The 12,444-nt window shown below is 72.4% G+C and carries 8 protein-coding genes; all 8 read left to right on the plus strand.

What is annotated here, in order from left to right; genetic code table 11:
- Nucleotides 1–692 (plus strand): alanine dehydrogenase (locus IEZ00_RS37530; RefSeq protein ID WP_229796347.1); only part of this gene is annotated, 692 nt, incomplete at its 5' end.
- A 373-nt stretch (nucleotides 693–1,065) separates the two neighbouring features.
- A complete protein-coding gene (locus IEZ00_RS33270) occupies nucleotides 1,066–1,248 on the plus strand; it encodes a hypothetical protein (RefSeq protein ID WP_189227352.1) in 183 nt (60 codons plus the stop codon).
- Nucleotides 1,245–1,733 (plus strand): hypothetical protein, encoded by a 489-nt coding sequence (locus IEZ00_RS33275; RefSeq protein ID WP_229796352.1) that lies wholly within the window; start codon nucleotides 1,245–1,247, stop codon nucleotides 1,731–1,733. Before IEZ00_RS33270 ends, IEZ00_RS33275 begins: the two co-directional genes overlap by 4 nt.
- A 47-nt stretch (nucleotides 1,734–1,780) precedes the next feature.
- The gene (locus tag IEZ00_RS33280) at nucleotides 1,781–2,977 is read left to right on the plus strand and encodes an ATP-binding cassette domain-containing protein (protein ID WP_189227353.1); all 1,197 of its coding nucleotides are present in this window, start codon (nucleotides 1,781–1,783) and stop codon (nucleotides 2,975–2,977) included.
- Complete coding sequence (locus tag IEZ00_RS33285; RefSeq protein WP_229796348.1) at nucleotides 2,974–3,915, plus strand: ABC-2 transporter permease; 942 nt, start codon at nucleotides 2,974–2,976, stop codon at nucleotides 3,913–3,915. The genes IEZ00_RS33280 and IEZ00_RS33285 overlap by 4 nt, the downstream gene beginning before the upstream one ends.
- A gap of 104 nt (nucleotides 3,916–4,019) precedes the next feature.
- A complete protein-coding gene (locus IEZ00_RS33290) occupies nucleotides 4,020–7,805 on the plus strand; it encodes an ABC transporter ATP-binding protein (RefSeq protein ID WP_373293254.1) in 3,786 nt (1,261 codons plus the stop codon).
- 454 nt (nucleotides 7,806–8,259) lie between these two features.
- Nucleotides 8,260–11,997, plus strand: coding sequence for a multifunctional oxoglutarate decarboxylase/oxoglutarate dehydrogenase thiamine pyrophosphate-binding subunit/dihydrolipoyllysine-residue succinyltransferase subunit (locus tag IEZ00_RS33295; protein ID WP_189227355.1), 3,738 nt, complete (start codon nucleotides 8,260–8,262; stop codon nucleotides 11,995–11,997).
- 6 nt (nucleotides 11,998–12,003) lie between these two features.
- The gene (locus IEZ00_RS33300) at nucleotides 12,004–12,186 is read left to right on the plus strand and encodes a DUF6104 family protein (RefSeq protein WP_189227356.1); all 183 of its coding nucleotides are present in this window, start codon (nucleotides 12,004–12,006) and stop codon (nucleotides 12,184–12,186) included.
- The last annotated feature ends 258 nt before the right edge of the window (nucleotides 12,187–12,444 follow it).

The following is a 12,444-nucleotide window of genomic DNA, read 5'->3' on the forward strand; positions in this document are numbered from 1 at the left end:
GCCTCGCGCCCCAGGTCGGCGCGTTCTCGCTGATGAGGCCCTCCGGTGGCCGGGGTGTGCTGCCCGGTGGCGTGCCCGGTGTGCACCCGGCGCGGGTGGTGGTGATCGGCGGTGGCGTGGCGGGGCTGAACGCCGCCGTGATCGCCTCCGGCATGGGCGCGGACGTGGAGGTCCTGGACACCAACGTCGACCGGCTGCGCCAGATCGACGCGCAGCACCGGGGCAGGCTGCGCACGGTGACCTCCACCCGCTACGCCGTCGAGCAGGCGGTGCGCGAGGCCGACCTGGTGATCGGCGCGGTGCTGGTGCCCGGCGCGAAGGCGCCCAAGCTGGTCGGCAACGAGCTGGTGGCCGACATGAAGCCCGGTTCGGTGCTCGTGGACATCGCGATCGACCAGGGCGGCTGCTTCGCCGACTCGAGGCCGACCACCCACGACGACCCGACCTACCAGGTGCACGGCTCGGTCTTCTACTGCGTGGCGAACATGCCGGGGGCGGTGCCGCGCACCTCGACGTTCGCGCTGACCAACGTGACGCTGCCGTACGCGGTGGCGCTGGCGGACCGGGGCTGGCGGGAGGCGCTGCGCGCCGACGCGGCGCTGGTGCTGGGCCTGAACGCGCACGACGGCGCGCTGACGAACCTGCCGGTGGCGCAGGCGCACGGCATGGCGCACACGCCGGTCGAGCTCTGAGGAACGACGCCTGAGGAACGACCCCCGAGGAACGAGGCCGGGGAACGACACGAGGGGCGTGCCCACCGCGGTGGGCACGCCCCTCGTCGTGAAAAGGCGACCCGCTCAACCAGCCTGGGGGTCACTGGGAGCGGGTCGCAGTGCAATCCTAGCGGGCCAGGGGCCATCCTGCCCAGCGGCCCACCGGACCGGCCCACCTCTCGCCGCCGCGACACCCACGCACAGTGATCGCGCCGTCAAGCTAACGAGTGAATGTCCTAGCTGCGGTTAAGACGGCGCACCGGGCCGGCCGATGGTCCAAGTGGGACGCCACGAGCACGCGGAGCTACCGGCGTCCCCTCAAAGCCCGCCGCACCCCCTGATCGGAGCGCACATGGCTGAATCGCAGGGCTGGATCGCCTGCCACGACCCGTTCGGGCGCGACCGCTCGATGACGGTCCTGGTCGAGGACCACCGGGTGGTCCTCGTCGCCCCACCCGGTGAGTCCGCCGTGATGTCGGTCACCCAGACCTGGCGCCTGCGCCAGCTGCTCGGCCAAGCCGCGGACAGGGTGTGAGGGCCGTGGAGGAGACGCTGCGCGACGCGGTGCTGCACCGGCTCGCCCTGCTCGACGAGGTCGCCGAGCGGGGCGAGGCCGAAGCGCTGGTGCCGCTGGCGCGCGCCGAGATCCACCGGCTGGCCGACGGCTGGCGGCTGCTGCTGACCGTGCACCAGCCCGACGCCGACGGGCGCTGCCGCGCCTGCCCCGGCGTGCTGCGGCACCGCCGGTGGCCGTGCCAGGTGTGGACCATGGCCCACCAGCACCTCATCGGCGACAGCCTGCCGCGCGGCGAGCGCCGGGGACCGCTGCGCAACCCGTTCGCCCGCCCGGCCCGCCAGACCCATCAGGCCCACCCGACCCACCCGACCCACCAGACCCGTCCGACGTGGCCCGCCGAACCACCCGCCGAACCACCCGTCGAACCGCCCGCCGAGAGCCCCGCCGAGGTCACCACCGAGATCCCGGTGGTCTCGAAACCGCGACACGCCCTCCCGGACTGACCCCCCTAGGGCAGGATGGCGCCCGAGCAGCACACTCGGGAGGACGCGTGCACGACGGCAGTGGCCGCATCGTGGTGCAGGGCTTGACCAAACAGTTCGGTCCGGTCACAGCGGTGCAGAACCTCAGCTTCACGGTGGAACCGGGTTCGGTGACCGGGTTCCTGGGCCCCAACGGGGCGGGCAAGACGACGACCCTGCGCATGTTGCTCGGCCTGGTCACGCCGACCGCGGGCACCGGGTTGATCAACGGCAGGCCGTTCCACCAGCTCGGCAACCCGGCCCGCGTGGTCGGCGCGGTGCTGGAGGCGCAGGGCTTCCACGCCAAGCGCTCGGCCCGCGACCACCTGCGGGTCTACGCCGCCGCGATGGGCGTGCCGGACCAGCGCGCGGACCAGGTGCTGCAGCTGGTGGGCCTGGGCGCGGCGGGCGACCGCAAGGCGGGCGGGTTCTCGCTGGGCATGAAGCAGCGGCTGGCGCTGGCCACCGCCCTGCTGGGCGACCCGCAGGTGCTGGTGCTCGACGAGCCCGCGAACGGCCTGGACCCCGAGGGCATCGCCTGGCTGCGGCAGTTCCTGCAGTCCTACGCGCGCAGCGGGCGCACCGTGCTGGTCTCCAGCCACCTGCTGGCCGAGGTCGAGCAGACCGTCGACCAGGTGGTGATCGTCAGCCGAGGGCAGACCATGTACTACGGGCCGCTGGACAACCTGCGCCAGTCGCAGCGCAGCCGGGTGCTGGTGCAGCCGTCGGACACCGGCGCGCTGGTCACGGCGCTGCAGGCGGACGGGATCACCGCCATCGAGCAGGTGCCCGACGGCCGCATCGCGGTGACCGGCGTGGAGGCCAAGCAGGTGGCCGACACCGCCCTCAAGGCCGGGGTGTCCATCTACGGCATCCAGGAGGAGAAAGCCGACCTGGAGCAGCTGTTCTTCCAGCTCACCAACGGCCAGTACGCGGCGCCGGGCGTGGCCCAGTACCCGCCGCAGCAGCCGGGCGGCGGCAGCGGGTACTACGCGCCCCCGCCGGGTTACCAGCAGCCCGGCTACCCCCCGCAGGGCTACCAGCAGCAGGCGGGCAGCGGCTACTACGCACCGCCGCCCGGCTACCAGCAGGGCGCCCCGCAGGGCACTCCACCCGGTACCCCACCGGGCACCCCACCGGGCACCCCACCGGGCGGCTACCAGCAACAACCACCACCGCCGGGCCAGCAGCAGCCGGGCCAGGGCGGCTTCGGAGGCGGCGCGTGACCGAGCAGATGAACTACCAGACCGGCCCGGCGGGCCCGGCCCCGCAGTACCGGCAGCCGTCGATGCTGGGCAACCTGGTCAAGGCCGAGTTCCGCAAGACCACCACCACCGGCCTGTGGTGGGGTCTGATGATCCCGACCGTGCTGATCGCGCTGGGCTGGGCGCTGGCCACCGGCGCCATCGGCAAGGGCCTGATGGACGTGGTCACCAGCGAGGACGCCGAGCAGCTGACCGACCTGATCGGCATCTCCCCGGACCAGTGGCAGGTGTCGCTGTTCGGCATGGCGCGCAGCATCAACGTGGCCACGATCTTCCCGATGATCTTCGGCGGCATGGCGATCTCCAACGAGATCCGCCACCGGACCATCACCACCACCTTCCTCACCGCGCCGACCAGGGTGGCCGCGCTGGGCGCGAAGATGCTGGTCTACGTCGCGTGGGGGGCCATCTACGGCCTGGCGATCGTGGCCGCGGTGAGCATCGGCATCGCGATCACCTCCGACGTGGACGCCCTGCCCTCGGCGGGCGGCTGGCTGGCCATGGCGGGCGTGGGCGTGCTGTCGTCGATCCTGATGACGATGTTCGGCGTGGGCGTGGGCGCGCTGATGACCAGCGTGGTGGGCACGACCGTGGTGCTGCTGCTCTACATGCTGATCATCGAGAACGGCCTGCAGCTGGTGCTGAGCACGCAGGGGCTGCCGGAGCTGATCGGGTTCCTGCCCAACGGCGCGGTCAACGGCCTGACCGGCTCGGTGGCGTCGTCGCTGTTCCTGTCCACGGCGGGCGTGGTGCCCACCGAGCTGGAGGACGTGCTGCGGGCCATCGCGGGCGCGCTGGGCGCGTTCGACTGGTGGCTGAGCGGGTTGATCTTCCTGGTCTGGACGGGGCTGTTCTTCCTGGGCGGCTGGGCCGCCACGCAGCGTCGGGACATCACCTGATCAAGTGAAGTTCGGCACACGAGGGCCGTCTTCCTCCCGGAAGGCGGCCCTCGTCGCGTGCTCGGCCCCCGGATGTGTCGGTGGCCCGACCTACTGTGGATCGGGTGAGGACCACCGAGAGCTGGATTCGCCGACTGGCCACCGCGTGCTGGGAGCACCGCGGGCTGGTGGTGTGGTCCGTGCTGGCCGCGGTGGTCGGGGTCGGCCTGCAGGCGGTCGGCCCGCTGCTGGTCAAGGTCGCGGTGGACGACGCGGTGGCGGGCCGCACCGACCGGCTGGCCTGGCTGGCCGCCGTGCTGATCGGGTTGGAGCTGCTGACCTTCGGCACCGCGTTCGTGCGGCGCTACCTGGGCGGGCGGCTGGCCGTGGACGTGCAGCACGACCTGCGCCGGGCGGTGTTCGGCGCGGTGCAGCGGCTGGACGGGCAGAAGCAGGACGCGCTGCGCACCGGGCAGGTGGTGTCCCGGTCGATCACCGACCTGCAGCTGGTGCAGAGCCTGCTGTCGATGACCCCGCTGGCGTTCGGCACGGTGGTGTTCGCGCTGGCCGCGCTGGTGGCCATGTGCTGGCTGTCCCCGCTGCTGACGCTGGTCGCGCTGGTGGTCATCCCGGCGGTCGGGGTGGTCGCCGCGCGCAGCAGGCTGACGCTGTTCCCGGCCACGTGGTCGGCGCAGCAGCGCGCCGCCGACGTGGCGCAGCACGTCGAGGAGACCGTCACCGGCGTGCGCGTGGTGAAGGGCTTCGGCCAGGAGGCGCGCGAGGTCGCCCGGCTGGAGGAGCGGGCGACCTCGCTGTTCGCGGAGCGGATGCGGGCGGCCCGGCTGGCCGCCCGGCCGACCGCGACGCTGACCGCGCTGCCGTACGTGGGCCAGGTGGGGGTGCTGGCGCTGGGCGGGTGGCTGGCGCTGCGCGGCCAGGTGTCGCTGGGCACGTTCCTGGCCTTCGCGGGCTACGTGGCCAACCTGGTCGGCCCGACCCGGTTGCTGGCCAGCCTGATGGTGACCGCCCAGCTGGCCCGCGCGGGCGTGGAGCGGGTCTACGAGCTGATCGACTCGCAGCCCGACGTGGTGGACCGGCCGGACGCGGTCGACGTGCCAGGGGGTCCGGTCGGCGTGGAGCTGGACGGGGTGTCGTTCGGCTACGCGCGCAGCGAGCCGGTGCTGTCCGGGGTGTCGCTGCGGGTCGCGCCGGGCGAGACGCTGGCCGTGGTGGGCACGGCGGGGTCGGGCAAGTCGACGGTGTCGCTGCTGCTGCCCCGGTTCTACGACGTGCACGCGGGCGCGGTGCGGGTCGGCGGGGTCGACGTGCGGGAGCTGCGGCTGGCGTCGCTGCGGCGGACCGTCGGGGTGGTGTTCGAAGAGGCCTTCCTGTTCTCCGACACGGTGCGCGCCAACATCGCTTACGGCCGCCCGGACGCGACCGACGAGCAGGTGGAGGCGGCGGCGCGGGCGGCCGAGGCGCACGGCTTCATCTCCGCGCTGCCCGACGGCTACGACACCGTGGTGGGCGAGCGCGGGCTGACCCTGTCCGGCGGCCAGCGGCAGCGGGTGGCGCTGGCGCGGGCGCTGCTGTCCGACCCGAGGGTGCTGGTGCTCGACGACGCCACCTCCGCGGTGGACAACGCCACCGAGGCGGCCATCCACCGCACCCTGGCCGCGGTCACCGCCACCCGCACCACGCTGCTGATCGCGCACCGCCGCTCGTCGCTGGCGCTGGCCGACCGGATCGCCGTGCTGGACGCGGGCCGGGTGGTCGACGTGGGCACCGACGAGGAGCTGCGGGCGCGCTGCCCGCTGTACCGGGAGCTGCTGGCCGGACCGGGCGAGGCGATCGAGCAGGTCGACCCGCGCGGGCGGGACCGGCTGGAGCCGGGTCCGGACGGCGTGACGCCCGCGCTGTGGCCGGACACCGAGGAGGACGAGCTGGTCGTCCGGGCGGCCAACCGCGCCCCCGGGTCGGCGGGCGCGTCGCGCGGGGCAGGCGGCGGGCGCGCCACGTCCGCGCTGGTGGGCGGCACGCCGCCGACGCCGGAGCTGGTGGAGCGGGTGCGCGCCCTGCCGCCCGCGCTGGAGACCCCGTCGCTGCCCGGCGAGGACCCCAGGGCCCCCGATCCGGGGTTCCGGCTGCGCACCCTGCTGCGGCCGGTGCGGTGGGCGATGCTCGCCGTGGGCGGGCTGCTGCTGGTCGACACCGCGCTGGCGGTGGCGCTGCCGAGCCTGATCCGGGTGGGCGTGGACCGGGGCGTGGGTGGCGGCTCGGCCACCGCGCTGTGGGTGGTCGCCGCGATCGGGCTGGCGCTGGTCGGCATGGGCTGGTGGTCGGCCGCCGCGGGCGCGGTGCTGACCTCGCGGGTCGGCGAGCGCCTGCTGTACCTGCTGCGCGTGCGCAGCTACGCGCACCTGCAACGGCTGGGCCTGGACTACTACGAGCGCGAGATGGCCGGGCGGATCATGACCCGGATGACCACCGACGTGGACGCGCTGTCCAGTTTCCTGCAGACCGGGCTGACCACGTTCGCCATCAGCGTGCTGACCGTGCTCGGCATCGCGGTGGCGCTGGTGGCCACCGACCCGGAGCTGGCGCTGGTGGCGCTGGCCGTGGTGCCGGTGCTGGCGGTGGCCACGGTGATCTTCCAGCGGCTGTCGTCGGTGGCGTACGCGGAGGCGCGGGAGCGGGTCAGCGCGGTCAACGCCGACCTGCAGGAGAACGTGTCGGGCCTGCGGGTGTCCCAGGCCTACACCCGCGAGGAGCGCTCGGCCGAGGCGTTCGCCGCGCGCAGCGACGCCTACCGCCGGGCGCGCATCCGGGCGCAGCGCTACATCGCGACGTACTTCCCGTTCCTGGCGCTGCTGTCCGGGGTGGCGCAGGCGGCGGTGCTGGTGGTGGGCGCGTACCGGGTGGCGTCGGGCGACCTGTCACCGGGCGTGCTGCTGGCGTTCGTGCTGTACCTGGGGCTGTTCTTCGCGCCGCTGTTCCAGCTGTCCGGGGTGTTCGACGGCTACCAGCAGGCGCGGGTGGGCCTGCGCCGCATCGGCGACCTGCTGCGCACCCCCACCACGGTGCCGCCGTCGCCGCGGCCGGTGCCGGTGGCGCGGCTGCGCGGCGAGGTGGAGCTGCGCGACGTCACGTTCAGCTATCCCGGCACCTCGACCACGGCGGTGTCCGGGGTGAACCTGCGGGTGCGCCCCGGCGAGACCGTGGCGCTGGTCGGCGAGACGGGCGCGGGCAAGTCCACGCTGGTCAAGCTGGTGGCGCGGTTCTACGACGTGACCGGCGGGCAGGTGCTGGTGGACGGGGTGGACATCCGCGACTACGACCTGTCGCAGTTCCGCGCCCGCCTGGGTGTGGTGCCCCAGGAGGCGCACCTGTTCGGCGGGGACGTGGCGGAGAACGTCGCCTACGGCAGGCCCGAGGCCACGCGCGCGGAGATCGAGCGCGCGGTGCGCGCGGTGGGGGCGCTGCCCGCCGTCGCGTCGCTGCCCTCGGCGTTCCGCCAGCAGGTGGGCGAGCGGGGCCAGTCGCTGTCGGCGGGGCAGCGCCAGCTGGTCGCGCTGGCCCGCGCCGAGCTGGTCGACCCCGACCTGCTGCTGCTCGACGAGGCCACGGCGGCGCTCGACCCGGCCACCGAGTCGGCCGTGCTGGCGGCGGGCGACCACCTCGCGGGCGCGCGCACCACGTTCGTCGTCGCGCACCGCCTGGCCACCGCCGCCCGCGCCGACCGCATCGTCGTGCTGGCCGGGGGCCGGATCGTCGAGGAGGGCACCCACGAGGCCCTGCTGGCCGCCGACGGCCACTACGCCCGCCTCTGGCACCAGGGCACCGCCACCCCCGCTTCCACCACCGCTTCCACCACCGCCGCCCCCCACCTCACCCCCGCCGCGGGCGACTGACCGCACCGGCAAGTACTACCCGGCCCGCGCCCAAGGGCCCGTAACTACTACCCGGCACCCCGGAGGCTCGGTTCGCGGTGCCGGAACGCCCGGTTCGCGGTGTGGGAAGGCGTGACTCGCGGTGGGCGGGGTGGGGGTCGCACCGGCGGGTGGTGGGCCATGTGGGTTACCCCGAGTGGCAGCTCAGCCCTACGGGCGTCACCCGTCCAGGTCGTGTCGAGACGCCTACCAAGACCTCACACGCGGGCCGGTAGATCTGGTCGGGACACCCCGTCACGGCCTCAACCTCAAGGGTTGCTCAAGTGAGCCTAACGCGGGCGGCGTCCGTATCGATCCTGTGAGAGAGCACTCGGTGCGCAGGCCCGCCTGTGTGTGAACTGCACCAGACGGGGGACTAGCCTGACCATGAGTGAGTCAACACCAAGAGCGAGATGGATAGAGGCGAGCGCCAGCCGTGTCCAGCAGCAGCCCTGCTTCACAGTTCGGCCCCAACGAGTGGTTGGTCGAGGAGATGTACGAGCAGTTCCTCGCCGACCCGTCATCCGTAGACCCCGCGTGGCACGACTTCTTCGCCGACTACAAGTCGACGCAGCGCAGCAACGGGGGCACGGCGGCGGCGCAGGCGGAGAACGGCCAGAGCTCCAAGGCGACCCCGTCGGCCGCACCGGCAGCGCAGTCCACCACCGCCACGAAGGCCCCCGCGCCCAAGCCTGCCGCCCAGTCCTCGGCCGCGCAGTCCTCGGCCGCGCCCGCCAAGCCCGCCGCCAAGGCCGCCCCCGCGGCGAAGGCCGCGCCCGCCGCGAAGCCCGCGCCCGCCCAGGCCGCGAAGGCCACGCCGGTGCAGCCGCCCGCCGGTGAGGAGCAGAAGCAGCTGCGCGGCGCGGCCGCCGCCATCGCCAAGAACATGGAGCTGTCGCTGACGGTTCCCACCGCGACCAGCGTGCGCGCGGTCCCGGCGAAGCTGCTGGCCGACAACCGCATCGTGATCAACAACCACCTCAAGCGCACCCGCGGTGGGAAGGTCTCCTTCACCCACCTGATCGGGTACGCGGTGGTCCGGGCGCTCCAGGCGTTCCCGAACATGAACCGGCACTACGCCGAGATCAACGGCAAGCCGCACGTGGTCACCCCGGAGCACGTCAACTTCGGCCTGGCCATCGACCTGCCCGGCAAGGACGGCAGCCGCTCGCTGGTCGTCGCCTCGATCAAGGGCTGCGAGAACATGACGTTCACGCAGTTCTGGCAGGCCTACGAGGACCTGATCCGCAAGGCCCGCTCGGGCTCGCTGACCTCGGAGGACTTCTCCGGCACCACGATCTCGCTGACCAACCCCGGCACCATCGGCACCAACCACTCGGTGCCCAGGCTGACCGCCGGGCAGGGCGCGATCATCGGCGTCGGCGCGATGGAGTACCCGGCGCACTTCCAGGGCACCAGCGAGCAGGCGCTGACCGACATGGGCGTCAGCAAGATCATCACGCTGACCTCCACCTACGACCACCGGATCATCCAGGGCGCGGAGTCCGGCGAGTTCCTGCGCCGCATCCACCAGCTGCTGCTGGGCGAGGACGGCTTCTACGACGACGTGTTCACGTCGCTGCGGCTGCCCTACGAGCCGATCCGCTGGGTCGCCGACATTCCCGAGGGCGCGGTCGACAAGACCGCCCGCGTCATCGAGCTGATCGACGCCTTCCGCACCCGCGGCCACCTGATGGCCGACACCGACCCGCTGAACTACCGCCAGCGCAGCCACCGGGACCTGGACGTGCTCTCGCACGGCCTGACCCTGTGGGACCTGGACCGCGAGTTCCCGGTCGGCGGCTTCGCGGGCCAGGAGCGGATGAAGCTGCGCGACATCCTGGGCGTGCTGCGCAACTCCTACTGCCGCACGGTCGGCGTGGAGTACATGCACATCCTCGACCCGGAGGAGCGCCTCTGGATCCAGGAGCGCGTCGAGGTCCCGCACGAGAAGCCCCCGGCCACCGTGCAGAAGTACATCCTGTCCAAGCTCAACGCGGCCGAGGCGTTCGAGACCTTCCTGCAGACCAAGTACGTCGGCCAGAAGCGGTTCTCGCTGGAGGGCGGCGAGACGGTCATCCCGCTGCTGGACGCGGTGCTGGACAAGGCCGCCGAGCACGAGCTGGACGAGGTCGTCATCGGCATGCCGCACCGCGGCAGGCTCAACGTGCTGGCCAACATCGTGGGCAAGCCGATCTCGCAGATCTTCCGCGAGTTCGAGGGCAACCTCGACCCCGGCCAGGCGCACGGCTCCGGCGACGTGAAGTACCACCTGGGCGCCGAGGGCAAGTACTTCCGGATGTTCGGCGACGGCGAGACCAAGGTGTCGCTGACCGCGAACCCGTCGCACCTGGAGGCGGTGGACCCGGTCCTGGAGGGCATCGTCCGCGCCAAGCAGGACATGCTCGACAAGGGCCAGGAGGGCTTCACCGTCCTGCCGGTCGCGCTGCACGGCGACGCCGCGTTCGCGGGCCAGGGCGTGGTCGCCGAGACGCTGAACCTGGCGCTGGTGCGCGGCTACCGCACCGGCGGCACGGTGCACGTCATCGTCAACAACCAGGTCGGCTTCACCACCGCGCCGGAGAACTCGCGGTCGTCGAAGTACTCCACCGACGTGGCGAAGATGATCGGCGCGCCGGTGTTCCACGTCAACGGCGACGACCCGGAGGCGTGCTACTGGGTGGCCAAGCTGGCGGTGGACTACCGGCAGGCGTTCCACAAGGACGTCGTGATCGACATGGTCTGCTACCGCCGCCGCGGCCACAACGAGGGCGACGACCCCTCGATGACGCAGCCCGCCATGTACGACGTGATCGACACCAAGCGCTCGGTGCGCAAGACCTACACCGAGGCGCTGATCGGTCGCGGCGACATCTCCGTCGAGGAGGCGGAGAAGGCGCTGCAGGACTTCTCCAGCCAGTTGGAGCACGTCTTCAACGAGGTCCGCGAGCTGGAGAAGCACCCGATCAAGCCGAGCCAGCCGGTCGAGGCCGAGCAGCAGATCCCGGCCAAGGTGCCCACCGGCATCGACCGCGCCACCATCGAGAAGATCGCCGACGCGCACGTCAACCTGCCCGAGGGCTTCACCCCGCACCCGAGGGTCAAGCCGGTGCTGGAGCGGCGCGCGAAGATGGCCCGCGAGGGCGGCATCGACTGGGCGTTCGGCGAGCTGCTGGCGTTCGGCTCGCTGGTGCTGGAGGGCCGCACGGTCCGCCTGGCGGGCCAGGACTCGCGGCGCGGCACGTTCGTGCAGCGGCACGCCACGCTGGTGGACCGCAAGAAGAGCGACGAGTACACCCCGCTGCAGAACCTGTCCGACGAGCAGGGCAAGTTCATGGTGTACGACTCGGTGCTGTCGGAGTTCGCGGCGCTGGGCTTCGAGTACGGCTACTCGGTGGCCAACCCGGACGCGCTGGTGCTGTGGGAGGCGCAGTTCGGCGACTTCGTCAACGGCGCGCAGCCGATCATCGACGAGTTCATCTCCTCCGGCGAGGCGAAGTGGGGCCAGGTCTCCGACGTGGTCCTGCTGCTGCCGCACGGCCACGAGGGCCAGGGCCCGGACCACACCTCCGGCCGCATCGAGCGGTTCCTCCAGCTGTGCGCGGAGGGCTCGATGACCATCGCGGTGCCGTCGACCCCGGCGAACTACTTCCACCTGCTGCGCCGCCACGCCCTGGACGGGGTGAACCGGCCGCTGGTGGTGTTCACGCCCAAGTCGATGCTGCGCCTGAAGGCCGCGACCAGCCCGGTCGAGGACTTCATCGAGGAGCGCTTCAAGTCGGTGATCGACGACCCGAGCGGCGTCGACCCGCAGGCGGTGAAGCGGGTCCTGCTGTGCAGCGGCAAGATCTACTACGAGCTGGCCGCCGAGCAGGAGAAGCGGGGTGTCAAGGACACCGCCGTGGTGCGGGTGGAGCAGCTGTACCCGGTGCCCGCGCGGAAGCTGACCGCGGCGCTGGAGCGCTACCCGAACGCCACCGAGGTCCGCTGGGTCCAGGAGGAGCCCGCGAACCAGGGCGCCTGGCCGTTCTACGGCCTGGCCCTGCCGGACCTGCTGCCCTCGCACCTGCGCCTGCAGCGCGTGTCGCGGCGGCCGATGGCCGCGCCGTCGGCGGGTTCGTCGAAGGTGCACGAGGTGGAGCAGCGCGAGATCATCGCGAAGGCGTTCGAGTAGGCCGCCGTGTACTTCACCGACCGGGGCATCGAGGAGCTGGAGTCCAGGCGGGGTGACGAGGAGGTCACCCTGGCCTGGTTGGCCGACAAGCTGCGGACGTTCGTGGACGCGAACCCGGAGTTCGAGACGGCGGTCGAGCGCCTGGCCACCTACCTGGCGCGCGACGACGAGGACGACCCCGAGGACTGACCCTCGCGACGTTGAGCCCGACTGAGCACGGCTGAGCACGACGGAAGGGGCACCCGCCACCCAGGCAGGTGCCCCTTCCCGCGTCTGCAAGTACTACCCGACGCCCGCGCCGGGGCCGGTGACTACTACCCGAGGGCGCGGTCCGCGACGCGAACGCGGAACTCGCGGTACCCGAGCGTTCGAGCGTTATTCATAGCTTCTGAGCTGGGCTGGTAGCGCAACAGCCCTGTCCGGGTAGGGTCGGTTTCCTTCCACAGA

It is taken from the genome of Saccharothrix coeruleofusca (assembly GCF_014648515.1).
Taxonomy (GTDB): domain Bacteria; phylum Actinomycetota; class Actinomycetes; order Mycobacteriales; family Pseudonocardiaceae; genus Actinosynnema; species Actinosynnema coeruleofuscum.